Genomic DNA, 24,516 nt, shown 5'->3' on the forward strand with positions numbered 1-24,516 from the left:
CGTCAAAGGCATATTATCGCCGCTGCCTGCGTCAGGGGGCGTCGCTGGCGGCAAATTCCAGCGAAATTTGTTCCGCCACCTGCGCCAGCGCCGGCCCCAGGGCCGTCAGCAAGGCGCGCGCCTGCTGCAGGTCGCCGCCCAGGCGCAAGCCTTCGATCGACATGCACAGGCTGGCGAAGGCATGGGCGCCCACGGCCAGCGCTGACGATTTGCTGCGGTGTCCCAGGTCGGCCAGGCGCCCCAGGTCTTGCAGCGCCATGGCCTGCTCCATTTCGGCGATGCCGTCACGCGCCGTATCGAGAAACAGCTGGGTGTATTTGCGCATCTTCACGGCGTCATTGCTGAACGTGAGCGCCAGGGTGGCCAGGTCGAGGATGGCCATGTCGCGCAACTCCGGCGCGGCGGCCGATGGCGGCGCTTTCGGCAGCGCCGCCAGCCTGTCGCCCACGCGCGCATGGCCGATGCCGCCGATGCCGCCACGCAGGCGTAACCATTTCGCCAGCAGGTGAAACAGCAGATTCGGGGCGATCGGCTTGGTCACGAATTCATCCATGCCGGCCGCCAGGCAACGGGCGCGGTCTTCGCTGCCCGCATTGGCCGTCATGGCGATCACCAGCAGACCGCTGAGCCTGGGGTCGGCGCGGATGCGGCGCGTCGCCTCGAAGCCGTCCATCTCCGGCATTTGCACGTCCATCAGCACGCAGTCATAGCGCTGGTGGGCCAGCAATTCCAGCGCTTCGCGGCCATTGCAGGCGACGCAGACGGTGGCGCCGGCGTCTTCCAGCAATTCGCAGCCCACCTGCTGGCTGAAGACGTTATCTTCCACCAGCAGGATGGATGCGCCACGGATCACGCCCAGGACTTCGGGCTCCACTTCGGCGATGCGCTCGTCGCCCGCTTGCGCGCTTTTCTCCAGGCGCGCCGTGAACCAGAAGGTGCTGCCCTGGCCCGGCTGGCTGTACACGCCCACCTTGCCGCCCATGAGCTCAACCAGCTGCTTGCTGATCACCAGCCCCAGGCCGCTGCCGCCATACTTGCGCGTGGTCGAGGGGTCGGCCTGGTGGAAGGAGCGGAACAGCTGCGCCACCTCTTCCTGCTTCATGCCGATGCCCCGGTCCTGCACCTCGAAGCGCAGCATGGCGTGGCTGTCGCGCTCATCCGACTGGCGCACGCGCACGAAGATGCTGCCATTGTCGGAAAACTTGATGGCGTTGCTGGTCAGGTTCAGCAAGACCTGCTCCAGGCGCAGCGGGTCGCCGCGCCAGCGCTGCGGCAGCTCGGCTGCGATATCGAACTGCAGCGCCAAGCCCTTGACGGCGGCCGCATCGCCGAGCTGGCTGGCGATGTTCGCCAGCAGGGTGTCGAGACGGAAGTCCAGCACTTCCAGTTCCAGCTTGCCCGCCTCGATCTTGGAAAAATCGAGGATGTCGTTGATCAGGCCCAGCAAATGCTGGCCCGAATGGAAGATTTTTTGCAGATAATCGCGCTGGCGCGCATCGGCCACCGATTTCAGCGCCAGGTGCGCCATGCCGATGATGCTGTTCATCGGCGTGCGAATTTCATGGCTCATGTTCGACAGGAAGTCGCTCTTGGCCTGGCTGGCCGCGTCGGCCTGCTCCTTCAGGCGGTGCAGTTCCGTCACGTCGGTGGACAGACCGATCAGGCCCGTGACAGGACCGGGCAAGCCCAGCGGCACCTTCACGCTCCACAGGTGATGCACCTGGCCCTGCGCATCGACGAAGCGCTCTTCGCCGACGAACTTGGCGCCGCTGTCGAACACCTGGCGTTCGGTCAGCTGCGCCGCGGCGGCCGCATCGCCGAGCATCAACTCGCCATCCTGGCGGCCGATCAACTGCTCCGCCGAGCGGCCCAGTATCTTCGCCGTGCGCGCATTCACGTAGCGGTAGCGCAGGTCGGCATCCTTCATGTAGACGTAGGCATCGACGCTGTCGAGCACCGTATCGAGCAGGGTGCGCTGCGCCACCGCGTTGCGGCGCGAACGGTACAGGGTAAAGATGTAGCCATAAATGAGCAGGGTGCCGGCCACGCCGACGGCCAGCGCCAGCCACGGAAAATAGCGATCGAAGCCGCTGTACAGCTCCGCCTTGCGCACGCGGAAATGGGCTTTCCATACCCCCCCCTGATACACGATGGGCAGGACCTGGTCGAAATACGCGGCATCGCTGCCCGGTTGCGGCGGCGGTGCCGCCAGGTCGCCATCGTCGTTGAACAACAGACGGTCCTGCGGCGCGATGCGCAGGACGCCTTGAGCCGGCAGAGGTTCGACCGCGCTGTACAGAATCAGGTGCAGCGGTTCCAGGGCGCTGCGTTCGAGCGCGCTGTGCACCAGCTGCGCCACGCCAAAGCCGATGCCCACGGATCCCTGATAGGCGGCGCGGCGCTCGGCCACACTGCCTTGCGGCATGCCATTGCGGTACACGGGCAGGCGCATGCCCAGGCCCACATGCGCGGGCGGTCCCTTGATCATGATCACCTGCCCCGACGCGCTGACTTCGCCGCTGTCGCGCGCCTGCGCCAGGGCTTGCGCCACCGGCGGGCTGGCGCCGATATCGACACCCATGCGTTCAGACAGCAGGGAATCGGGCTCCAGGTAAGTGAGCACCGTGTATTCGGGCCGCTCGCCGGGCGGGCGGATGGTGAAGGCGGGATAGCCGCGCGGCGCCAGGCTGGTGTCACTGCGCACATCGGCGACATAGGCCGCGTGCTGCGCCTGCGTCAGCGCCACCGCATAATTGACCGATTCGATGGCGGGGAACTGGCGCGCGATATCGAGGCCAACCACGTAATCGTGGAACTGGCGACGCGTCAGCTGCTCGCTGGTACGAAACAGCGCTTCGAGGCCGCGCAGCAGGTCGGAATAGCTTTTTACGCGCGTGGCCAGGCTATGCTGGGCACCGTGCGTGAGGTTGTCGAAACGTTGTTCGGCGTCGTCATTGACCGTGCGCACCGCACCCGCATACAAGGCGCCGCCCACCGCCAAGGCCAGCAGCAGGCCGCCTGCCCAGATTCTGATGCCTGATCCCGTCCCGCCCTTGCTCAAAGTGTGCATTGTCGATCGCTTATTCCGGTTTCCTCGAATGTGCGGCGCAGGCCGCCCAGCAGGTACGAGGATACTATCAAAGCCCCTGCCCGACGCATCTGAGCACGAAAAAAAGCGCGCACAATGGTTGCACTGGAAAACACCCAACGCCTACGCCGCCTGCAGCGCCCCGGCCAGGAAGTCGCAAAAGGCGCGCACCTTTTCCTGCACGTGGCGTCCATCGGGCGTCAACGCATACACGCCGCGCCTGGCCATGCCATGCAACGGCAGCACGCGCACCAGGGCGCCGCTGGCCAGCAGGGGCGTGGCGACGAACGACGGCAGCGCGCCCACGCCGATGCCCGCCACCAGCATGTCGGCCAGCAGCAGGCTGCTGTCGGCGGAAAAGCGCACGGACAGGACGATGCTGCTCGCCCCTTCCGGGCCGGCCAGCTGCCAGATGCCGGGACTGTCGGCCAGACGGTAGGCGAGGCAATCGTGGCCGTGCAAATCCTGCGCCTGACGGGGCGTGCCGCGCCGCGCCAGGTAGGCGGGCGCCGCGCAGATCATCTGCTCCACATCGCCCAGGCGGCGCGCCACCAGAGTCGAATCGGCCAGCGCGGCGCGAATGCGCAGCGACACGTCATAGCCCTCGCCCACCACGTCACGCAGGCGGTCGTCCAGGGTCATCTCGATGCTGACTTCCGGATGGCGGGCCATGAAGACCGGCAGCAGGGGCGACAGCACTTTCAGGCCAAACGACAGCGGCGCATTCACGCGCAGCCGCCCCGCCACCTTGCCGGCGCAGCCGCGCGTGGCCAGTTCCAGCGCATCGACCTCGTCGAGCAGGCGGCAGCATTCAAGATAATAGGCGCGGCCGCCGTCCGACAGGCTCATGCGCCGCGTGGTACGCACCAGCAGCACGGTGCCCAGGCGCGCCTCCAGCTGGCGCACCTGCTTGCTGATAGCCGCCGCCGACTGGTTCAGGTCCTGCGCCGCCTTGCTGAAGCTGTCGCGTTCGACCACCTTGCGAAACACGCGCATGTGCGCCAGAACATCCATGATTCTTTCCCTGCAGTTGAATATCTTATTATTTTATCGCTGATTATCATTGAAATTAAAAACAATATGATGGTGACTTCATTCTTCACCTGACACAAGGAGCACCCCATGTTCACCTTCCCTTCGCCGTTGAACACCCTGCCGCTGCTGCTGGCTCTGCTGGCTGGCACAGCCCAGGCGGCCCCGGCCACCGCCGTCCTGCCTGAAGTGGGCATCAGCCCCTGGGGGCCGACAGATGAAATCGGCCGCCTGAACCTGATGACGCCGGCCTCGCGTGCCGCCATCCTGGCGCGCATCGACGGCGGCAAGAGCTATGACCTGGCCGTCGATTTCTACATCGGCATGCCCAGCTGGCAGGCGGCTGGCGATCCGCCCTACCAGATGTGGATGACGCACACGCCGAAGGGCAACGTCGTGGCCGACTCCATGCACGTGGGCGATCAGATGAACCGCCACGTCAGTTACACTGGTTCGGCCGTGTCCATGTATGCGCACATGGGCACGCATATCGACGCGCTCAACCACTTCGGCTTGAACGGCAAGATCTGGAACGGTTTTACAGAGGAACAGTATCTGGGCGACCGTGGCTGGACCGTGACGGGCGCGGAAAAGCTGCCGCCGATTATCGCGCGCGGCGTGCTGATCGACGTGGCCGTGGCCAAGGGACTGTCACAGCTGCCTGATAATTACCGGGTCACGCGGCAGGACTTGCGCGCGGCGCTGGCCCAGCAGAAGATCACGCTGGAAAAGGGCGACGTGGTACTGATACGCACGGGCCGCATGCAGCACTATGAGCAGGCGCAAGCCTACATGGCCAATCCCCCCGGCCTGTCGCTCGATGCGGCGACATTCCTCGTGGAAGATGGCGGCGCCATGGTGGTAGGGGCGGACAACCTCAGTTTCGAGGCGTTTCCGTCCGAAGTGGCGGGCAACTACCTGCCCGTACACACCTATCTGCTGGCGCAGCAGGGCACGCCCATCCTGGAACTGGTCGACCTGGAAGCCTTGTCGCGCGACAAGGTGTACCAGTTTGCCTTCATCGGCGCCTCGTTGAAATTCCGTGGCGGCGACGCGGCGCCCATCCGTCCCGTGGCGCTGCCGATACGCTAGCGTCCGACGGCGGCAGCCAGCAAGGTGCCGACGCCATGGTCATCCCAGGCATCGGCGCAGCGCACCACCTCGCCCACGACGATGATGCTGGGACTGCCCAGGCCGCTGGCCAGCAAGTCGGCGGGCAAAGCGTGCAAGGTACTCAGCAACTGGCGCTGGGCCGGCAAGCTGGCCGATTGCACCACGGCCACGGGCGTGCCGGGCGCCATGCCGCCGGCCAGCAAGCCCGTCTGGATGGCCGCCACCCGCGCCACGCCCATATAGATGACGAGGGTGAGCTTGCTTTGCGCCAATGCCGCCCAGTTCGGCTCGGACGCGCTATCCTTGCCGTGGCCCGTGACGAAAATCGCGCCCTGGCTCCAGCCGCGGTGCGTCAGCGGCACGCCGATGCTGGCCGGCGCGGCCAGGCCGCTGCTGATGCCGGGTATGACCTCGACGGCCACGCCGTGGCTGCGCAGGTAGGCGCGCTCTTCGCCGCCGCGTCCGAACAGATAAGGGTCACCCCCTTTCAGGCGCACCACGTGCAGGCCGGCGCGCGCTTCGGCCAGCATCAGGCGCTCGATGAAGGCTTGCGGCGTGGAAGCACAGCCACCCCGCTTGCCCACCTCGACCACGCGCACGCCAGGCGCCGCATGCGCGAGGATGGCCGGGTTGACGAGGTCGTCGATCAGCACCACGTCGGCCCGCGCGATGGCCTTCACCGCTTTTAATGTCAACAGGTCCGGGTCGCCGGGACCGGCGCCGACCAGGGTCACGCTTCCAAGTTGCGCCATGATGCAGTCTCCCATTAAAAAAAGTGGCCGATGGCAAACGATGCCGCGTACGCTTCCGGCGCGCTGCCGTCCCACACCACGCCATCGCACAGGGTCGAGCTGCGCATGGGGGATTTTGGTACGGGCGTGGCCGTCATTTCCGCCGCCTGGCGGTACAGGTCGATGCGGTTGACTTGCCTTGCCACCGCCAGGTAGTCGGGTTCGTCGCGCAGCAAGCCCCAGCGCCGGTGCTGGGTCATGAACCACATGCCGTCGGACAGGCAGGGGAAATTCACCGCGCCCTCGGCGTAGAACTTCAAAGCGTGCGCCTCGTCCCAGGTCTTGCCCAGGCCATCCTGATAATGGCCGAGGATGCGCGGCGCCAGCATTTCCTGCGGTGTATTCAAGTAGGCGGGCTCGGCCAGGGTAGCCGCCATGGCCAGGCGGTTGGCATCGCTGGCGTCGATCCAGCGCCCCGCCTCGAGCACGGCGGCGATCAGGGCGCGGCAGCTGTTCGGATGCTGGCGCGCAAACGCGGCGCTGGTGCCCAGCACCTTGCCCGGATGGTCGGGCCAGATGGCACCGCTGGTGGCGGCCGTCACGCCCACGCCATCGACGATGGCCTTGTAGCCCCACGGTTCACCCGCGCAAAAGCCATCCATCTGGCCCGCGCGCAAGGCCGCCACCATCTGCGATGGCGGCACCGTCATCACGCGCGCGTCGCGCAGAGGATCGATGCCATGCGCGGCCAGCCAGTATTGCAGCAGCATCGCGTGGTTGCCGGTCGGGAAAGTATGCGCAAACGCAAAGGGCCGCGCCGCGCCGCGCATGTAGCGCGCCAAGGTAGGGCCATCGTGGGCGCCCTCGCGCGCCAGCGCCGCAGACAAGGTGACGGCCTGGCCGCTGTGATTGAGATTCATCAGCACGGCCAAGTCGCGCTGCTGCCCGCCGATGCCCATCTGCACGCCATACACGAGACCGTACAACACGTGGGCCGCATCGAGTTCGCCGTTGTTCAACTTGTCGCGCACGCCGGCCCACGACATCTCCCGGCTCAGTTCGATCTTGATGCCGTATTTTTCATCCAGGCCCAACTTTGAGGCCATCACCAGCGAGGCGCAATCGGCCAGCGGCAGGTAGCCGATACGTATTGTCTGTTTTTCCGGATGCATGGAGCGCATCACCTGGGCGCTTGCGCCCTTTCCCTCTGTCATACCCACGTCCTTGCTTGACTTTGCGACATACCGCTGACCATTCCCTGCGCAAACCGCGCCTCTGTGCTTTAGCGAGCAAGAGCCGTGCCAGACGCGCGGGTTAAAACTGCACCAAAAACGTGCCGTGGCCGGCCGGAATGGATGGCCACGCCACGGCTTCATTGCACAAAGCACCCTTCCTCGTTAAAATGAGAACAATTCCCATTTAGATTCAAGACCTCTCCATTCACGACCGTCACGCCCCATGCCCGCCCCACTCCCCCTTTCCCACCACCCTGTCGGCACGCTCTACAGCGCACACCTCGGCTGGCTGAAAGGCTGGCTGCGCGCACGCCTGGGCAATATGGGCGATGTCGCCGACCTGGCGCACGACACCTTCGTGCGCCTGCTGGTCGACCGCAATGCGCAAGCCATCCGCGAACCGCGCAGCTACCTGGCGACCATCGCCGGCAGAGTCGTGGTCGATCATTACCGCCGCCGCGCGCTGGAACAGGCTTACCTGGAAACCTTGGCGCAATGGCCGCAAGCACAGGAACTGTCGTGCGAGGCGCGCGTCATCGTGCTGGAAACCCTGCACGAGATCGATGCGCTGCTCGACGGCCTGGGCGCGAAAGTCAAGCAAGTCTTCATCCTGTCGCAATTCGAGGGCCTCAGCTATGCCTGCATTGCGCAGGAGCTCGGCATCAGCCTGCGCAGCGTGAACAACTACATGGCGAAGGCCGTGCTGCAGGTATGCCTGCTGCAAGCGGCGCTCGAAGCATGAGCGCAGGCGGCCTGTCCGGCATGGAGTTGCGCGCACTGCGCGCGGCCGCCGTCTGGTATGCGCGCCTGTGCTCGGGCCACGTCACGCCGGAGGACCGGTTGCGCTGGCAACGCTGGCGCGACGCACACCCCGCCCACGGCGCCGCCTGGCAACGCATCGAAGCGATGCAGCGGCAACTGGGCAGCGTGCCCGGCGCCTTGGCCGCGCCAGCCTTGCAGGCTGCGGCGCAAACCGGGCTTGCGCAACTATCGCGCCGTGGCGTGCTGCGCGGCACCCTGGCCGTGCTGGGTGCCAGCGGCCTCGCATGGCATGGCTGGCGCCAGCCCGCCGCGCGGGAATGGCGGCTGGCCATGCTGGCCGACTTCTCCACGGCAACGGGCGAACAGCGGCGCCTGATTTTGCCCGACGGCTCGCGCCTCGTGCTCAATACGGATAGCGCCGTGGACCTGGCCTATGACGAGGCGCAGCGCCGCCTGCTGTTGCGCAGGGGTGAAATTTTCATCGGCACGGTCGCCGATCCCCATCTGGCCGTCGGCTATGGCGCCCGGCCTTTCCTGGTAGATACGCCACATGGCCGCATCCGCGCGCTGGGTACGCGCTTCCTCGTGCGCAGCGATCATGCGGGCACGCTGGTCACCGTACTGGAAAAGGCCGTGGAAGTGCGCAGCGGACAGCAGCGCCCCATGCTGGTGCAAGCGGACCAGCAATTGCGCATTGGCACCGACGGCGGCATGCAAGGCCCCGCGCCGGCCGCATTCGGCGCAGGCGCGTGGCAAGACGGCAGTTTATTGGTTGATAACATGCCGCTGTCGCGCTTGCTGGCTGAACTGGGACGCTATCGTCGGGGCGTGCTGCAATGCGATCCGCGCGTGGCCGACCTGCGCATATCGGGCAACTTCCCGCTGGCAGATAGCGACCGCGCCCTGCAAGTGCTGGCCAACGGCTTCCCGCTGCACATCGTGATGCACACGCGTTTCTGGGTACGCGTGCTGCCCGCCTGAAAAATATATTCCCAAAGCGTGCACTTTTTTTGCCGCTGATCCGACCTCCTTCCTGCAAGCGTCCTGAAAGACGCGTTAACCCTGAAGGAATTCCATGACCGCCGCACCAAGTATCGCGCGCCGCACCGCCGTCGCCCACGCTGTACACACCGTCCTGCTGGCCATGCTGGCCACCGCGCCATTACTCACTCCAGCCGTCGCGTCTGCTGACGCCAGCAGCACCGCCCGCAACGTCGACATTCCCGCCGGGCCACTGGGCACCACCATCAGCCGCTATGCCAGCACGGCCGGTGTCGCCATCGCCTTCGATGCCACGCAGCTGGCCGGCCTGAGTTCGCCTGGCTTGCACGGCAACTACGCAGTCGACCAGGCTTATGCGCAATTGCTGCAAGGGAGCGGCTGGGAAGCGGAGCAACGCGGCGACGGCAATTATGTGTTGCGCAAGGCGGCTGCTGCGCCGCAGGCGACGGAAATCAGCATGCGTGAAATCCGCGTGACGGGCCGGCGCGACGGCGAGACAGAAGGCACGGCTTCGTATACCACGCCGGTCATTACCATAGGCAAGACGGCCCAATCCTTGCGCGAACACCCGCAAACAGTCTCCGTGCTGACGCGCCAGCGCCTCGACGACCAGAATATCAGCGATTTGAGCAAGGCAGCCGAACAAGCCGTTGGCATCACCGTACAGGACAATACTTTCCTGATACAGAAGCTGTATGCGCGTGGCTTTGAAATCAGCAGCTACCAGCTCGATGGCGGTGCCCCCATGGATACCGGCTTTTCCGCCAGCATCGCGGCCGACCTGGCGGAATATGATCGCGTGGAAATCCTGCGCGGCGCGGCAGGTTTGCTGAACGGCACGGGCAATCCAGGCGGCGCAGTCAATCTCGTGCGCAAGATGCCTACTGCCGCGCCGCAGTTCAATGCCAGCGTAACGGCCAGCAGCTGGAACAATTACCGCAGTGACCTCGATGCTTCCGGCCCGCTGGCGTTCGACGGCAAGTTGCGCGGACGCGTCGTCGTCGCCTATGAAAACCGCAAATACTTCACGGCCATCCGCGCGACGGAAAAGCCGCTCATCTATGGCGTACTGGAAGCCGATATCGCACCCGGTGCCATGCTGGCCATCGGCGCTCGCGAACAGCGCACGCATGACAGGGGAACCTGGCCGGGCTTGCCCCGCTATAGTACGGGCGCCGAGCTGCACTTGCCCCGCAACACGGGCGCCATGGCCAACTGGGCCGGCGTCGATTCCACCTCGAAAGAACTGTTTGCCAAGCTGACCTGGCGCCTGGCACAGCGCTGGACCCTGCGCGCGAATGCTGCGCAGATGCGCCAGGCCGGCGCGACGGACGACGGTTTCATCCAGGGCGCCATCGATCCGCAAACCATGACGGGCGGCCGCTGGCAAAGCGGCCACACGCAATACCATAACAAGCAACAACTGCTCGATATCAACATCAGCGGTGCCTTCGACTGGTTCGGCCGTACGCATGAAGTACTGGCCGGCATCGATGGCCAGAAAGTCACCAGTAGCTGGGTGGCCAGCTATCCGCTGGAAGGCAACGGCGCCCCGGGAGATTTATTTCACCCAGGCAACACCCCCTTTCCCAAACCGGTGTATGGTCCCGTTGAACGCGACTACGATCCCTGGGGCCAGACCCAGTATGGCGCCTACGCCACCTTACGCCTGGACGTGGCCGAAGGCAGCAAGCTGATCGCAGGCGCGCGGGTCAACCGCTACCGCTACCGCCAGCACTATCGCGAACTCGATACGGACACGGGCGTCTGGGACACTTCAGGTTTGACGCAATACGCGGAACCGACCAAGGTCACCCCCTTCATCGGCTTCGTGCACGATATCAATCACGAGTGGTCGGCCTATGCCAGCCACGCGCAAATATTCAAGCCGCAAGCCGACTTCAAGGCTGGCCCCGCGCCGGGCACGGGCTTGCGCCCCATGCGCGGCGCAAATAGCGAACTGGGCCTGAAAGGGGAACTGTTGGGCGGCAAGCTCAATACGGCATTGGCCCTGTACCGCATCGTGCAGGATGGCCGGGCCGTCAACGATCCCCGCTATGAAGAACAGTCCGCCCTATTTTCCAGCAATTGCTGCTACCTGGCTTCCGGCAAGGTCGTCAGCCAGGGCGTGGAAATGGAAGTCAACGGTGAAGTGGCCGCTGGCGTGCAATTGTCCGGCGGCTATACCTACAACCACAACAGCAATGAAACGGACAAAGCCGTTTTCAGCACGATCACGCCCAGGCATGCGCTCAAGCTGTGGGGCAGCTGGCAATTGCCGGGTGCCGCTTCCGCCTGGAAACTCGGCGCCGGCGCAACCATGCAGAGCAAGCAATACGCGCAAGGCACGGCTGCCAGCTGGAATGCGGCCACAGGCAAGTTCAACGGCCCTGCCGTGCCATTCAACTATACACAGGCAAGCTATGCCGTCTGGAATGCCATGGCGCAATACCGCATCGACCGCCACTGGAGCGCCAGCGTCAATATCAATAATGTCTTCGACAAGACCTATTACCGCACCATGGGCCGCTCCAGTAATGGCAATTTCTATGGAGAACCACGCAACGCGGCGCTGATCTTGCGTGCCAGCTACTGACAGGCAAGTACGCACTGATGTGGTGCATTGCACCACATCGACTCATCCCAGCAAGTCCTCCACGTCGAGGATGCGCTGGGCAATTTCCGCCAGTTTCAGCTTTTTATTCATCGCCATGCTGCGCAGCCGCTGGTAAGCCTGCTCTTCCGTCAAGCCCTGATGCGTCATCAGCAGGCCCTTGGCCCGTTCGATCACCTTGCGTTCCAGCAGCTTGTGCCGCGTGTCGAGCAATTCGGCGCGGAGTTTTTCTTCCTGGCGAAAGCGCGCCAGCGCCACATTCAGCACGGGCAAGATGCGCTCGGCCTGCAGGCCGGCGACGATGTAGGCGGAGACGCCGGCCGCCATGGCCGCGTCGATGCTGGCCGTGGCGCCGTCTTCGGTAAATAATACGATGGGGCGGCGCTCGTCGCGTGTGGCGATGACGATGTGTTCGAGCACGTCGCGCGCGTCCGATTCGGCATCGATGATGATGAGGTCAGGCTGCAGTTGCGCGATGCGCTCGGGAAGGTAGAGGTCGGCTGGCAGCGAGGCGACGATGTCGAAACCAGATTCCAGCAAGCCGATGCGCAAGGCATTGCCGCGCAGCACTTGGGCAGCCAATGCCGCGTCCGCATGCACGCCGTGCTCGACAATGGTGTTGACGACAACGATGCGCAAAGGCTGGGTACGGCTGGACGTCATGGGAGCAATCTGCAATGGCTAAATGATTAACCATTGCAGTAAGCAAGAAGCGAACCAGCGGGTTTTACTTCAGGGTCGGCATGGCAAATTCGGCGCCAGCAGCCGTCGAGGCTGGCCAGCGCTGCGTCACGGCCTTCTGCTTCGTGTAGAAACGCACCGATTCCGGGCCATGCGCGTGGTGGTCGCCGAACAGGCTGCGCTTCCAGCCGCCGAAGCTGTGGAAAGCCATCGGCACGGGAATCGGCACATTCACCCCGACCATCCCCACCTGCACCCGGTGCGTGTATTCGCGCGCCGTGTTGCCGTCGCGCGTGTAAATCGCCGTGCCGTTGCCGTATTCGTGGGCGTTGACCAGGTCCAGCGCCGTGGCGAAATCGGGTACGCGCACGATGCACAGGACAGGGCCGAAGATTTCCTCTTTATAGATGGTCATTTCAGGCGTGACATGGTCGAACAGGCTGCCGCCAAGGAAAAAGCCATTTTCATGGCCGGGCAGCACGAAACCGCGTCCATCACTGACCAGCTTGGCGCCTTCCCTGACGCCGGTGGCGATGTAGCCGGTAATTTTGTCCTTGTGCACCTGCGTCACCACGGGACCCATCTCGGCCTTCAAATCCATGCCTTGCGTGATTTTCAATGCGGCGATGCGCGGCACCAGCGCTTCCACCAATTGATCCGCGACATTGCCGACCGCTACGACGACGGAAATGGCCATGCAGCGCTCGCCCGCCGAACCGAAAGCGGCGCCCATCAGGGCATCGACCGTCTGCGGGATATCCGCGTCCGGCATGACGACCATGTGATTCTTGGCGCCACCCAGCGCTTGCACGCGCTTGCCCTGCGCGCAGCCGGTGGCGTAGATGGTTTCGGCGATCGGCGTGGAGCCGACAAAGCTGACGGCGCGCACGTCCGGATGGTGCAGCAAGCCGTCGACGGCTTCCTTGTCGCCCTGCACCACGTTGAAGACGCCATCGGGCAAGCCCGCGTCCGTCAACAGCTGCGCCAGCAGCAGGCTGGCCGACGGGTCGCGCTCCGATGGTTTGAGTACGAACGTATTGCCGCAGGCAATCGCCATCGGGAACATCCACATCGGCACCATCACGGGGAAATTGAAGGGCGTGATGCCGACGCAGACACCGAGTGCCTGGCGGATCGACCAGGCATCGATGCCGCCGGCCACCTGCTCGCTGTATTCGCCCTTCATCATCTGCGGAATGCCGCAGGCAAACTCCACCACTTCGATGCCGCGCGTCACTTCCCCTTTCGCATCCGTAAACACCTTGCCATGTTCGGCCGTGATCAGGGCAGCCAATTGATCCGCATGTTCTTCCAGCAATTCCTTGAACTTGAACATGACGCGTGCGCGGCGCAGGGGCGAGGTTTGCGACCAGGCGGGAAAGGCCGCGTGGGCGGCGGCCACGGCCGCGTTCAGCTCGGCAGCAGTCGCCAGCGACACCTTCGCCGTGACGGCGCCCGTGGCGGGATTGAAGACGTCGCTCGTGCGCTCGGAGCGCGAAGCCATGGGATTGCCACCAATAAAGTGGCCGATCATCGGGGTAGTCATATCTTGTCCTTGATTATTTGGTATTCATCAGCCACTCATGGGCCGGGTCGTTTTTAAAGTGCCAGACCCGCTTGGGGCCGGCCATCACGTTCAGGTAATAGCCGTCATAGCCATACGGCACGGTGACGGGGTGGTAACCCCTGGGCACCATCACCACGTCGTGGTTTTCCACGGCCATGGCTTCGTCGATGGAACGGTCATCCGTGTAGACTCTTTGGTAGGCAAAGCCCTGCTCCGGGTTCAGACGGTGGTAATACGTTTCTTCCAGCGAACTTTCCAGCGGCACATTGTCGCTATCATGCTTGTGCGGCGGATAGCTGGACGAGTGGCCGGACGGCGTCACCACTTCCACCACCAGCAAGCCATCGGCCTCGGCTGTCTGCGGCAGGATGTCGCACACATAGCGGGTATTCGCACCCTTGCCGCGCACGGAACGCGTCATGCTCGATGGTTCGATCAGGCGCGCCGGGCGATGCGTGGTGGCCGGGGCGCTGCACAGGGCCACTTCGGCGGCGCTCACGGCCGTGATGCTGACCGTGGTTTCCAGCGGCACATACACGGCATACGGCGAGACGTCGTCAAACACGCTCTGGCGATTGCCGATGGCTTCCCAGCGCTGCTCGCCCGCCTGCACGGTGACCGTGCCCGTCAGCACGACGATGCACAGTTCGCGCTTGCCCGTCTGCAGGCTCAGCGATTCGCTGGCCGCCAGACGATGCGCGGCAAAGCCCACATGCGTCCAGCCGGCCGACTCGGGCGTGACTTCGACGATGGTCTGTCCCTGCCCCGCTTTCACCAGCAGCGGGCTCATGCCGCCTCCCGCCCCAGGCGGGGAATGGCATCGACGAGATTGGCCAGGTAGTCGTGGCCCATCTTCGCGTACTCATAGCTGGGGGCGACGGCCGGGTCTTGCTCCGCTTCCACCACCAGCCAGCCTTCGTAGCCGTGCAGATACAAACGCGTCAAAATGGCCGGAAAGTCGATGCTGCCGTCGCCGGGCACGCTGAAGGCGCCATTGATGACGGCTTGCAGGAAACTCCAGTGGCCATTGCGGGCCAGTTTCACCACGTTCGGGCGCACATCCTTGCAATGCACGTGGCAAATCCTGTCGATATGCTTGTTTAAAACCGCCAGCGCATCGCCGCCGGCAAACGTGATATGCCCCGTATCAAACAGCAAGCCCACTTCCGGCCCGGTCAAGGCCATCAGCTGATCCACGTCCGTCGGGGTTTCCACATACGCGCCCATGTGGTGGTGGTAGGCCAGGCGCACGCCGTTATCGAGCAAGTGCCTGGCAAACACCGTCAATTTGTCCGCATAGGCCTGCCATTGCTGCTGCGTCTGGAAACGGGGGCGTTTGTACAGGGGGCGCGCTTCGCCCTGGATGGCGTCGGCCACTTCGCCGTACACCATGACGGTCGCGCCGCTGTCGGCAAGCAGCCGTAAATGCGGGCCAACAGAAGCGATCTCTTCTTCGACCGAGCGGTGCGCCAGGCGACCCGAATACCAGCCGGAAACACAGGCAAGATTGTATTTGCCCAGCACGGCGTTCAGGGCCGGGGCATCTTTCGGAAACTTGTTGCCCAGCTCGAAACCCACGTAGCCGATCTCGGCGCCCTCTTTCAGCGCTGTCTCCAGGGGCGTCTCGCCGCCCAGGCTGGGTAAATCGTCGTTCATCCACGAGATCGGGTTGATGCCGATCTTGACATTCCAGGTAGTCATCTCAATTCCTTTGTTTCAGACGGTCAAGTTCATAACGGGCGCGCGCAGCTTGCACGCCGGGCTGGGTGGAGACTTCGGGCACGGCCACTTCCCACCAGCAACCACCCTCTTCTGTCGTGCGCGTGTCGTCCGTATTGATGCAGATCAGATACGTACGCGGTGCGGCGCGGGCGCGCAGCATGGCTTGTTCCAGTTCGGAGATTTTGCCAACGTGTTCGGAGAGCGCGCCCAACGACCGCGCATGCAGGGCAAAGTCGATGGTGGGGGCGCTGTCGGGCAACATATTGTTGAACGAGGCATTGCCGCACGCCTGCTGCAATCGGTTGATGCAGCCGTAGCCCCGGTTGTCGAGCACGACAATAATCAGCTTTTTGTCCAGCATGACGGAAGTGGCGATTTCCGAATTCATCATCAGGTAGCTGCCGTCGCCCACCATGACGATCACCTCGGCATCGGGCTTGGCCATCTTGACGCCGAGGCCGCCGGCGATTTCATAGCCCATGCATGAGTAGCCGTATTCCATGTGGTAGCCGCCCGGTGTTTCCGTGCGCCACAGCTTGTGCAGTTCGGCCGGCAAGGTGCCTGCCGCGCAGACGACGATGTCGCGGCTGGTGGAATCCATGGATGAACGCTGCACGGCGCCGATGACTTCGCCGTCATACGGCAAGCCGGCGACGTCGCGCTGGCCGGTGATGGACGCCACCGTCGCGCGCCAGGCGTTACCCGCCTGCTGCGCCCGGTCCAGCCAGTGGCCCGCGCTGTTCCAGCTGCCCAGCAGCCGCGACAGTCCCTGCAAGCCGAGTGTCGCGTCCGCCTGCAAGCCCAGGCCACGACGCTTCAAGGCGTCAAAGGCATTCACGTTCAGGCTGACCAGTTGCGCCTGCGCAAACAGGGAGTTCGAGCCCGTGGTGAAATCCTGCAAGCGCGTGCCGACGGCCAGCACCACGTCCGCGTCCGCAGCCAGGCTGTTGGCGGCAGGCGAGCCCGTCACGCCGATGGCGCCCAGCTGCAGCGGATGATCCCACGGCAAGGCGCTCTTGCCCGCCTGGGTTTCCGCCACAGGGATGCCGTGGCGCTCGGCAAACGCCTGCAGGGCGGCGCTGGCCTTGCCGTACAGCACGCCGCCCCCGGCCACGATCAGCGGCTGTCTGGCGTTTTTCAATAGCAGCGCCGCTTCTTCCAGCTCCTGCTCGACGGGCGGCAAGGCGCGGAAACGCACGATGCGCGGTTCGAAAAAATCGGCAGGATAGTCATACGCCATCGTCTGCACGTCTTGCGGCAGCGACAAGGTAACGGGACCGCAGGCGGCCGGGTCCGTCAAGGCGGCAATGGCGCGTGGCAAGGCGGTGAGCAACTGTTCCGGATAGATAATGCGGTCAAAGTAACGCGACAGCGGCTTGAACGCATCGTTCACCGAGACGCTGCCGTCGCCGCCATCTTCCAGCTGCTGCAGCACCGGGTCCGGCGCACGCGAGACAAATACGTCGCCCGGCAGCAAGAGCACGGGCAAGCGATTCACGTGCGCCAGGGCGGCAGCCGTCAGCAAATTCGTCGCGCCCGGGCCGATGGAACTGGTGACGGCCATCATGCGCCGGCGCATGTGGGCTTTCGCGTAGGCAATGGCCGCGTGCGCCATCGCCTGCTCGTTGTGCGCCCGATACGTGGGGAAGCTGTCGCGGTACTGGTACAGCGCTTCGCCCAGGCCAGCGACATTGCCGTGGCCAAAGATGGCGAAAGCGCCGCCGAACAGGGGGTGGCCGTCATCGGTACGCAATACCGACAGATAGCGCACCAGCGCCTGCGCCATGGTCAAGCGGATGGTGGCGCTCATGCCGCACGCTCCAGCCGATTGCGCGTGCGTTGCCACAAGCTGATGAGCTGTTCGAAGTTGGCGCGCACGGCGGCGATCAGGCCTGCATCATCGATTTCACCGGCCAGCCAGCGGCGGCTCGGTTCCTGGAAGATGGTGCGGCCCACCATGAAGCCGCGGCACGTCGTGCTGGCACTGGCCTGCTCAAAACTGGCAGCCAGTCTTTCGATCGGCGCATTCAAGCCCAGCAAGACAACGCCACGGCAATACGGATCGCGCTCATGCACGAGGGCATCGATGGCTTGCCATTGCTTGGCCGACATGCTTTCCAGCTTCCACCATTCCGGGTAAATGCCCAGGTTGTACAGGCGCTTGACGGCGCGCAAGACCGTATCGTCATTGTGCGGCAGGGATTCCGACGGGATCACCTCCAACAGCAGTTCGTGACCGCTCACTTGCGCCGCGTCATACAGGGCCTTGATTTGCGCTTCCTGTTCCAGACGGTTTTCCACGGCGTCGTCCGGGTGCAGCTGCACCAGGCACTTGATGACGTGTTCCTTCGGCCAGCTGATCAGATGCGAACCGATGGAGCGGCCCCAGTCGAATTGCAGCGGGTTCGAGCCCGGCAATTCCACGGGACGGCCTATCCACCAGCCCCGCCCCGTCGCATCGTTGAGCGCGTCGACGCCATAGCGGCCATCGATCAGTACGCCCGTCTTGCCGGCCAGCTGCAAGGCCGTTTCCGTTTGCGCCACGGCTTGTACCATCAATTGCTTCAAGGCCGAGATACGCGATTCGGACGCGCCCGTTTGTTGCGCCAGCTCAAAGAATTGCGTGCGGTGGTCGAACGCAAACACGCACAGCTCGTCCCATTGCTGGCGCGCGACCGTCGTGCGGTGCAAACGCGACAAGGTCGCGTCTTGGTCCGGTTGCGTCAGCTTGGCCGCATTGGCGAGGAAATACTCGAGTTCGACGGGCGACGGCATGGCCGGCGCGCAGCCGTGGCGCGACACGACCAGGGCGCCGCAGCCATTCGCGTAGCGGCAGCACGCTTCGTAATCCTCGCCGCGCAGCCAGCCTTTCAGGAAGCCGGACAGAAAGGCGTCGCCCGCACCGAGCACATTCAATACTTCCACGCGCACGCCACGGTAGTTATAGGCATCGTCGAGGCTTTGCGGAATGGTGGCGTCGATGACGGCGCTGCCCAGCGGGCCCCGCTTGACGACCAGGGTGGCCAGGGTGGCGGCCCGCACGGCGCGCAGGGACGCCATGATCTCCGCGCCGCCGCCAGCGATCATGAATTCCTCTTCCGTGCCGACGATCAAGTCGAATTGCGGCAGGATCGCTTGCAAATGGCTGGTCACGCCGTCGTTCGAGACGAAACGCGTTTCGCCGTCCGCCTTGCCCGACAAGCCCCACAGCACAGGCCGGTAATCGATGTCGAGCACGGTGCGCACGTTGTTGGCGCGGGCCAGTTTCAATGCTTGCGTGCTGACGGCGTGCATGGCACTGGAAGAAAAATGCGTTCCGGTGATCAGGAGCGCTTTGCTGGAGGCAATGAAGGCCGCATCCACCGACGCCAGGTCGATGGCCATGTCGGCGCAATTTTCCCTGTAAAAAATCAGGGGGAAGGTGTTTTTATCTTTGATGCCCAGCATGACGAGGGCCGTCAGGCGGTCGCGGTCGATGCCGACATGGCTGACGTCGCAGCCTTCCTTCGACAAGGTGTCGGTGAGGAAACGTCCCATGTGGTCGTCGCCCACTTTCGACAGCATGGCCGATTTCAAGCCCAGGCGGGCCGTGCCGAAGGCGATGTTCGCCGACGAGCCGCCCAGGTACTTGGCGAAACTGGTCGCGTCTTCCAGGGGGCTGCCGATTTGCTGCGCATACAGGTCCACCGCCAGGCGGCCCAGGCAAATCACGTCGAGCGCGCGGCCATGGGCAAATTGTGTCGGGTTATTCATGGTTATCCTTAAATCGTGACACCGTCGAGTTCAGCCATCAGCGTTTGCATTTCCGCACCGCCCGCCATCATGTCGAGTACTTCATCCTTGGAAACGGTTTCCTTGGTGTAAGTGCCCAGCGACTTGCCCCGGTTCAAGAGGGTGAACGAGTCGCCCACCGGGTAGGCGTGGTGCACATTATGGGTAATGAAGATCACGGACAAGCCCCGTTCGCGCGCCTTGTAGATCAGTTTCAGCACATTGAACGACTGTTTCACGCCCAGGGCGGCCGTCGGCTCGTCGAGGATCAGCACGCGCGCGCCGAAGTGGATGGCGCGGGCAATCGCCAGGCACTGGCGCTCGCCGCCCGACATGGTGCCCACGGCCTGGTGCGGGTCGCGCACCATGATGCCCATTTCGGCCAGCTTGTCGCGCGCCGTGGTGGCCGCATACTCCATATCCATCACGGGCAGCACGCCGAACATTTTTTTGATCGGCTCGCGGCCCATGAAGAAATTGCGCGCCACGGACAGCAAGGGTACCAGCGCCAGGTCCTGATAGACGGTGGCCACGCCCAGGTCGAGCGCTTCCTTCGGCGAATTGAAGCAGACGGGCTGGCCATCGACCAGGTATTGCCCGCTGGTAGGCCGGTGCACGCCGGCCAGGGTCTTGATCAGGGTCGACTTGCCGGCGCCATTGTCACCCAGCAGGCAATGCACTTCGCCCGGTTTCAAGCGCAGGGTGACATTTTGCAGGGCGATGACGGAGCCGAAACGTTTGCTGATGTTTTCCAGCGCAAGGATGTATTCGCTCATGGCTTATCTCGCTTCCGTGACACGTGCACGGACAAAGTTGTTGAACAGTACCGCGATCAGCAGCATGACGCCGAGGAAGACGCGGAACCAGTCCGAATTGATATTCGTATAAGTAATGCCGATCTGCACCACGCCGAAGATCAGCGCGCCGAAGCAGGCGCCGACGACGGAACCGTAGCCGCCCGTCAACAAGGCGCCGCCGATGACGGCCGCGATGATGGCTTCGAACTCCTTTTGCATGCCGCGGTCTGCGGCGGCCGAGCCCACGTCAAATACTTGCAACGTGGCAAACAGGCAAGCGCAGAAGGCCGTGAAGACAAACAGCGATACCTTGATGGTTTTCACGGGCACACCCACGTTCTTGGCCGCGTTGGCGTCGCCGCCGACGGCGAAGATCCAGTTGCCGATGCGGGTGCGGGCCAGGACGAAGCCGGACACCAGCGCCAGGCCGGCCCACCAGACGATGACCTTGGGGATGCCCTTGACCAGCGGCGCGCCATTGTCGAGCGCCGTGATCCAGCCCGCCTTGGCCATCCAGGCGAACAGCGAGGTGCCCACTTCGCCATGGAACAGGGTCAGGGCCAGCCAGTCGTCGGCGGCCAGCGCGCCGATGCCGCTGACGATGGTGCGGTTGGCAAACATGATGGACAGAGCCAGGGTCAGGCCGCGCAAGATGAACAAAAAGGCCAGCGTGACGATAAACGACGGCAAGCGCGTCTTGATGACCAGGTAGCCGTTGAGCCAGCCCAGCGCCATCGAACCGGCAAAGGCGAACAGGATGGCGGCCCACACGGGCCAGTGGAAATACACGGAAGGGATGGCGATCATCATGCCGGAAAAGCCGATCATGGAACCGATCGACAGGTCGAATTCACCGGCGATCATCAATACGCAGGCGCCGATGGCGATGATGCCCAGGTAGGCGGCCACTTGCGCCCAGTTGATCACGCCGTCGAGGTTGAACATGCCGGAGTCGCCGGCCGTCAGGATGAAGAAGGCGAACACCAGAATGGCGCCCGAGATCGAGGCGAACTCGGGACGGCTGAACAGCCGCTTGAGCCAACTGACCTGCCCCACGCGCTCATCGGCACCCTGCTTTTGCGGCGGCGTGCCCGAGGCGGCCATGCCGCCCTGTTCCACGCTGAATTTCACGGTACTCATGCTATGTCTCCCTTGTTTATAGCAACCTGCCAGCCTCGACAACAATTCCAGGGCGGCAGGACCCGCGCGCCGGCAAGCTTGGCCTGCGCGCGGGGACAACGACTAAGGTATTGATTGAAATGAAAAGCGGGTGCTTAACGGAACTGGCCGGCGTATTTCTCCACCTTGCCGATATTGTCCTTGGTGACATACCCAGGACCGGAACCGATATGGCGCGGGCCATACGATGGTGCCAGGCCATACTCGGCCAGGCGCGCCTTGAACTTGGCGTTATTGATCAGCTTTTCGCGTACCTTGGCCAGGTCCGTAGTCTTGTCCTGCTTCATGATGGCCAGCACGGCAACGGGAATATAGCCTTGCAGGTAGGGTTGCTGGTCGATGGCAAACTGGATGCTGCCATCCTTGATGCCTTTCGAGATTTCATCGGACAGGTCGAACGTGGCGAACCACATCTTGCCCTTCAAGCCCATTTTTTCCAGCGCCTTCAGCGAAGCGTGGGCCGAGGTCGGGCCCAGCGCCAGCACGGCCTGGGTTTTCGGGTTGTTGCGCAGGAAGGCGCTCAGCTTGCTTTCGATGGTGGTCGGGTCTTCGCCCGCATCCAGGGTGGCCGCCTTGAAGTCAACGCCGATCGCATCGGCAAAACCACGGCAGCGCTCGAACGACGACGGATTCGTCGCGTAGTGGTTGACGCAGACGAAGGATTTGATGCCGGCCGCCTTGGCTTTTTCGCCCGCGCCCTTGCCTGCCTCGTATTCAGGCTGGCCCACATGCATCACGGCGCCCAGCTGTTCGCTTTGCGCCAGGGTGCCCGAGTTGATCGTGATGAAGGGGATTTTCTTCGCCGCCACCAGGCCCAGCGGTTTTTGCAGCACGCTGAAATCGGCGATGCTGACGATCACGCCATCGTAGTTGCGGGCCGCCGATTGCTCGACCAGGCGCGCCATGTCGGCCAGGTCGCCATTCGGCGGGTTGCGGTAGTCGACGCTGACATTGAAGTCTTCACCTGCTTGCTTGACAGAATTTTTGATCGTATTCCACCAGGAATCGGAATCCGGCGCATGGCTGATCAACACGAATTTCTCGCCCGCCGCGTGGCTGGCGTTCATGCCCAGACCCAGTCCCAGGCCGAGGCCCAGCATGGCCAGGCTCTTCAGAAATCCCTTACGCTTATTGCTTTGCATGAATGTCTCCTTGAAGGATTAATTTTTATAGTTGCCAGCTTTTGAAGCGTGTCAACGGGGAGCCGGAAAGCCGGCAAGACCCGATGCACTGCGCACAGCTTAGGCCACAAAAAAGACAAATGCAATAAAATTTTCAAAATAAATTTAAATAGAAAATCATTTCTATTTTTGTGATTCGCTCCTATAATTCTCGCCAGAACCAGCCCAAAGGAAACAACATGGCAGCCACCGCCCCCATCGAACAACTGATGCAACACATCGCCGCCGAGTACGACAATCTGTCGCGCCAGTTGAAAGTCATCGCCCAATACATTGAAAAGCACCGGGCCAGCCTGATGCTCGAACGCATCAGCGACATCGCCACCGCTTGCGACGTGCAGCCGTCCGCCATCGTGCGTTTCGCGCAGCGCTTCGGCTACACGGGCTTTTCCGAAATGCAAGATGTGTTCCGCCAGGCTTACACGGACCAGGCCGGCGCCACGCCCGATTACCAGCAGCGCATCCGCAAGCTCATTTCCACGCGCGACGCCGCCCTCAGCGCAGGCGACCTGACGCGCGAATTCGTCGGCGCCAGCCGTGCCGGCCTGGACGACCTGGCGGCAGGACTCGACGACGCGCAGCTGGAAGCGGCCGTCAATCTGCTGTTAAAAGCGGACAATATCTATGTGATCGGCGTGCGCCGGTCCTTCCCGATCGCCTCCTACATCGCCTACGCGCTGGAACACACGGACAAGCGCGTGCACCTGATCAGCGGACTGGGCGGCATGCACCGCGAACAGATGCGCAGCGTGCGCGAACGCGATGTGGCGATCGCCATCAGTTTCTCGCCTTACGGCAAGGAAACCCAGCAGTGCATCAAGGCGGCGCAAGACAAGGGCGCCAAGGTCCTGGTGATTACCGACAGCAAGTTGGCCCCGCTCGCGCGGACCGCCGACGCGCTGCTCACCGTCACCGAGGGCAGCGCCTTCGCCTTCCGCTCGCTGACCAGCACCATCTGCCTGTGCCAGGCGCTGTTCATCGCGCTGGCATATAAATTAGAGCTCGACATCGAAGAAATCCACACCCCAGGAGAACATGATGATTGAAGTAGCGTTGTTCGGCGCCGGACGCATCGGCAAAATCCACGCGGCCAACCTGGCTGCCCAACCCGGCGTGCAGTTCAAGTACGTGGTCGACGTCAACCAGGAAGCGGCGGCCGCGCTGGCCGACTTGCATGGTGGCAGCAGCGCCACGGTGGAAGCGGCGCTGGCCGACCCGGCCGTCAAGGCCGTCGTCATCGCTTCCAGCACGGACACACACGCGGACCTGATCCTGCGTTCGGCCGCCGCCGGCAAGGCCATCTTTTGCGAAAAACCCGTCGATTTGACGCTGGACCGGGCGCGCGCCTGCGCCGCCGCCGTCAAGGAAGCCAAGGTCATGTGCATGCTGGGCTTCCAGCGCCGCTATGATCCCACTTTCAATGCCGTCAAGACACGGATTGAGGCGGGCGAAATCGGCACGCCGGAGTTGCTCATTGTGACGAGCCGCGATCCGGGCCCGCCACCGGTCAGCTACATCAAGGTGTCGGGCGGCATCTTCAAGGATATGCTGATCCACGATTTCGACATCTTCCGCTGGATACTCGACGATGAAGCCGTCAGCGTGCACGCCACGGGCAGCTGCCTGGTCGATCCGGCCATCGGCGAGGCGGGCGATCTGGACACGGCCGTCGTCACCATCCGCACGGCGAAGGGACGTTTGTGCCAGATCAATGCCTCGCGCCGCGCCGCCTACGGCTACGACCAGCGCTTCGAGGTGCTGGGCAGCGCCGGCATGCTGCAAGCGGGCAACCACAAGCCGACGGAAGTGACGGCCTATGGTGCTGTGAACGTCAGCGTGGACAGGCCGGAAGATTTTTTCCTGGAACGTTATCGCGTGGCTTACGCACAGGAAATGGCGCATTTCTTTGACGCCCTCAGCCACGGCACGCCGCTGCGCACCACCGTCCACGATGGCTTGAAGGCACTGGAACTGGCCGAAGCCGCTACCCTGTCGTGGCGCGAGGGTCGTGTCGTGACCCTGGCGTCGTAACTTTATAAAC

19 protein-coding genes are annotated in these 24,516 nt (G+C 63.5%); 6 read left to right on the forward strand and 13 right to left on the reverse strand.

Annotation, left to right across the window (positions count from 1 at the left end; translation table 11 throughout):
• Nucleotides 1–31: 31 nt before the first annotated feature.
• Nucleotides 32–3,070: a CHASE domain-containing protein gene (locus O0882_RS13620; protein ID WP_289948745.1), complete on the reverse strand. Its 3,039-nt coding sequence runs from the start codon at nucleotides 3,068–3,070 to the stop codon at nucleotides 32–34.
• A 141-nt stretch (nucleotides 3,071–3,211) separates the two neighbouring features.
• Complete coding sequence (locus O0882_RS13625; RefSeq protein ID WP_289948747.1) at nucleotides 3,212–4,102, reverse strand: LysR family transcriptional regulator; 891 nt, start codon at nucleotides 4,100–4,102, stop codon at nucleotides 3,212–3,214.
• A 108-nt stretch (nucleotides 4,103–4,210) separates the two neighbouring features.
• On the opposite strand from O0882_RS13625, the gene O0882_RS13630 reads away from it, so the two are divergent.
• The gene (locus O0882_RS13630) at nucleotides 4,211–5,212 is read left to right on the forward strand and encodes a cyclase family protein (RefSeq protein WP_289948749.1); all 1,002 of its coding nucleotides are present in this window, start codon (nucleotides 4,211–4,213) and stop codon (nucleotides 5,210–5,212) included.
• On the opposite strand, the gene cobA is transcribed toward O0882_RS13630, so the two are convergent.
• Both cobA and O0882_RS13640 read right to left on the reverse strand, forming a co-directional pair.
• The gene (cobA, locus tag O0882_RS13635; RefSeq protein WP_289948751.1) at nucleotides 5,209–5,985 is read right to left on the reverse strand and encodes a uroporphyrinogen-III C-methyltransferase; all 777 of its coding nucleotides are present in this window, start codon (nucleotides 5,983–5,985) and stop codon (nucleotides 5,209–5,211) included. The two genes, O0882_RS13630 and cobA, sit on opposite strands and share 4 nt — an antisense overlap.
• Before the next feature lie 14 nt (nucleotides 5,986–5,999).
• Entirely contained in the window at nucleotides 6,000–7,178 is a 1,179-nt protein-coding gene (locus tag O0882_RS13640) for a CmpA/NrtA family ABC transporter substrate-binding protein (RefSeq protein WP_289948753.1), read from the reverse strand.
• Between the two features lie 244 nt (nucleotides 7,179–7,422).
• On the opposite strand from O0882_RS13640, the gene O0882_RS13645 reads away from it, so the two are divergent.
• The 3 genes from O0882_RS13645 to O0882_RS13655 all read left to right on the forward strand — a co-directional run bounded on the left by O0882_RS13645 (nucleotide 7,423) and on the right by O0882_RS13655 (nucleotide 11,559).
• Complete coding sequence (locus tag O0882_RS13645; RefSeq protein WP_289948755.1) at nucleotides 7,423–7,941, forward strand: sigma-70 family RNA polymerase sigma factor; 519 nt, start codon at nucleotides 7,423–7,425, stop codon at nucleotides 7,939–7,941.
• On the forward strand, nucleotides 7,938–8,942 hold the full coding sequence (locus tag O0882_RS13650; protein ID WP_289948757.1) for a FecR domain-containing protein: 1,005 nt from the start codon (nucleotides 7,938–7,940) through the stop codon (nucleotides 8,940–8,942). The genes O0882_RS13645 and O0882_RS13650 overlap by 4 nt, the downstream gene beginning before the upstream one ends.
• A gap of 94 nt (nucleotides 8,943–9,036) precedes the next feature.
• A complete protein-coding gene (locus O0882_RS13655; RefSeq protein WP_289948758.1) occupies nucleotides 9,037–11,559 on the forward strand; it encodes a TonB-dependent receptor in 2,523 nt (840 codons plus the stop codon).
• Between the two features lie 42 nt (nucleotides 11,560–11,601).
• Here the strand turns inward: O0882_RS13655 and O0882_RS13660 are convergent, their stop codons facing one another.
• The 9 genes from O0882_RS13660 to O0882_RS13700 all read right to left on the reverse strand — a co-directional run bounded on the left by O0882_RS13660 (nucleotide 11,602) and on the right by O0882_RS13700 (nucleotide 22,394).
• Nucleotides 11,602–12,240, reverse strand: a complete 639-nt coding sequence (locus O0882_RS13660) for an ANTAR domain-containing protein (RefSeq protein WP_099759608.1) — start codon at nucleotides 12,238–12,240, stop codon at nucleotides 11,602–11,604.
• A 64-nt stretch (nucleotides 12,241–12,304) separates the two neighbouring features.
• Nucleotides 12,305–13,804, reverse strand: coding sequence for a CoA-acylating methylmalonate-semialdehyde dehydrogenase (locus O0882_RS13665; protein ID WP_289948762.1), 1,500 nt, complete (start codon nucleotides 13,802–13,804; stop codon nucleotides 12,305–12,307).
• A gap of 13 nt (nucleotides 13,805–13,817) precedes the next feature.
• Nucleotides 13,818–14,615, reverse strand: coding sequence for a 5-deoxy-glucuronate isomerase (gene iolB, locus O0882_RS13670; protein WP_289948764.1), 798 nt, complete (start codon nucleotides 14,613–14,615; stop codon nucleotides 13,818–13,820).
• A complete protein-coding gene (iolE, locus tag O0882_RS13675) occupies nucleotides 14,612–15,526 on the reverse strand; it encodes a myo-inosose-2 dehydratase (RefSeq protein ID WP_289948766.1) in 915 nt (304 codons plus the stop codon). Before iolE ends, iolB begins: the two co-directional genes overlap by 4 nt.
• Before the next feature lies 1 nt (nucleotide 15,527).
• Nucleotides 15,528–17,357 carry a 3D-(3,5/4)-trihydroxycyclohexane-1,2-dione acylhydrolase (decyclizing) gene (gene iolD, locus O0882_RS13680; RefSeq protein WP_289948769.1) on the reverse strand — a complete coding sequence of 610 codons (1,830 nt, stop codon included), beginning with the start codon at nucleotides 17,355–17,357 and terminating at the stop codon, nucleotides 15,528–15,530.
• Entirely contained in the window at nucleotides 17,354–19,300 is a 1,947-nt protein-coding gene (gene iolC / locus O0882_RS13685) for a 5-dehydro-2-deoxygluconokinase (protein WP_289948772.1), read from the reverse strand. The genes iolD and iolC overlap by 4 nt, the downstream gene beginning before the upstream one ends.
• Before the next feature lie 8 nt (nucleotides 19,301–19,308).
• Nucleotides 19,309–20,094, reverse strand: a complete 786-nt coding sequence (locus O0882_RS13690; RefSeq protein WP_289948773.1) for an ATP-binding cassette domain-containing protein — start codon at nucleotides 20,092–20,094, stop codon at nucleotides 19,309–19,311.
• A 3-nt stretch (nucleotides 20,095–20,097) separates the two neighbouring features.
• A complete protein-coding gene (locus O0882_RS13695) occupies nucleotides 20,098–21,219 on the reverse strand; it encodes an ABC transporter permease (protein WP_071078420.1) in 1,122 nt (373 codons plus the stop codon).
• 170 nt (nucleotides 21,220–21,389) lie between these two features.
• Nucleotides 21,390–22,394 (reverse strand): sugar ABC transporter substrate-binding protein, encoded by a 1,005-nt coding sequence (locus O0882_RS13700; RefSeq protein ID WP_289949197.1) that lies wholly within the window; start codon nucleotides 22,392–22,394, stop codon nucleotides 21,390–21,392.
• 260 nt (nucleotides 22,395–22,654) lie between these two features.
• Here O0882_RS13700 and O0882_RS13705 point away from each other — a divergent pair, with 260 nt between their 5' ends.
• Both O0882_RS13705 and iolG read left to right on the forward strand, forming a co-directional pair.
• On the forward strand, nucleotides 22,655–23,521 hold the full coding sequence (locus O0882_RS13705; RefSeq protein ID WP_289948774.1) for a MurR/RpiR family transcriptional regulator: 867 nt from the start codon (nucleotides 22,655–22,657) through the stop codon (nucleotides 23,519–23,521).
• Nucleotides 23,514–24,506, forward strand: a complete 993-nt coding sequence (gene iolG / locus O0882_RS13710) for an inositol 2-dehydrogenase (RefSeq protein ID WP_289949199.1) — start codon at nucleotides 23,514–23,516, stop codon at nucleotides 24,504–24,506. The genes O0882_RS13705 and iolG overlap by 8 nt, the downstream gene beginning before the upstream one ends.
• Nucleotides 24,507–24,516: the final 10 nt, after the last annotated feature.

The organism is Janthinobacterium sp. SUN073 (assembly GCF_030397665.1).
GTDB lineage: Bacteria > Pseudomonadota > Gammaproteobacteria > Burkholderiales > Burkholderiaceae_D > Janthinobacterium.

Bases quoted from the DNA above. Each gene is read 5' to 3' on its own strand.
- O0882_RS13620 (WP_289948745.1), bottom strand. From the start codon at position 3,070: ATGCACACTTTGAGCAAGGGCGGGACGGGATCAGGCATCAGAATCTGG.
- O0882_RS13625 (WP_289948747.1), bottom strand. From the start codon at position 4,102: ATGGATGTTCTGGCGCACATGCGCGTGTTTCGCAAGGTGGTCGAACGC.
- O0882_RS13630 (WP_289948749.1), top strand. From the start codon at position 4,211: ATGTTCACCTTCCCTTCGCCGTTGAACACCCTGCCGCTGCTGCTGGCT.
- cobA (WP_289948751.1), bottom strand. From the start codon at position 5,985: ATGGCGCAACTTGGAAGCGTGACCCTGGTCGGCGCCGGTCCCGGCGAC.
- O0882_RS13640 (WP_289948753.1), bottom strand. From the start codon at position 7,178: ATGACAGAGGGAAAGGGCGCAAGCGCCCAGGTGATGCGCTCCATGCAT.
- O0882_RS13645 (WP_289948755.1), top strand. From the start codon at position 7,423: ATGCCCGCCCCACTCCCCCTTTCCCACCACCCTGTCGGCACGCTCTAC.
- O0882_RS13650 (WP_289948757.1), top strand. From the start codon at position 7,938: ATGAGCGCAGGCGGCCTGTCCGGCATGGAGTTGCGCGCACTGCGCGCG.
- O0882_RS13655 (WP_289948758.1), top strand. From the start codon at position 9,037: ATGACCGCCGCACCAAGTATCGCGCGCCGCACCGCCGTCGCCCACGCT.
- O0882_RS13660 (WP_099759608.1), bottom strand. From the start codon at position 12,240: ATGACGTCCAGCCGTACCCAGCCTTTGCGCATCGTTGTCGTCAACACC.
- O0882_RS13665 (WP_289948762.1), bottom strand. From the start codon at position 13,804: ATGACTACCCCGATGATCGGCCACTTTATTGGTGGCAATCCCATGGCT.
- iolB (WP_289948764.1), bottom strand. From the start codon at position 14,615: ATGAGCCCGCTGCTGGTGAAAGCGGGGCAGGGACAGACCATCGTCGAA.
- iolE (WP_289948766.1), bottom strand. From the start codon at position 15,526: ATGACTACCTGGAATGTCAAGATCGGCATCAACCCGATCTCGTGGATG.
- iolD (WP_289948769.1), bottom strand. From the start codon at position 17,357: ATGAGCGCCACCATCCGCTTGACCATGGCGCAGGCGCTGGTGCGCTAT.
- iolC (WP_289948772.1), bottom strand. From the start codon at position 19,300: ATGAATAACCCGACACAATTTGCCCATGGCCGCGCGCTCGACGTGATT.
- O0882_RS13690 (WP_289948773.1), bottom strand. From the start codon at position 20,094: ATGAGCGAATACATCCTTGCGCTGGAAAACATCAGCAAACGTTTCGGC.
- O0882_RS13695 (WP_071078420.1), bottom strand. From the start codon at position 21,219: ATGGCCGCCTCGGGCACGCCGCCGCAAAAGCAGGGTGCCGATGAGCGC.
- O0882_RS13700 (WP_289949197.1), bottom strand. From the start codon at position 22,394: ATGCTGGGCCTCGGCCTGGGACTGGGTCTGGGCATGAACGCCAGCCAC.
- O0882_RS13705 (WP_289948774.1), top strand. From the start codon at position 22,655: ATGGCAGCCACCGCCCCCATCGAACAACTGATGCAACACATCGCCGCC.
- iolG (WP_289949199.1), top strand. From the start codon at position 23,514: ATGATTGAAGTAGCGTTGTTCGGCGCCGGACGCATCGGCAAAATCCAC.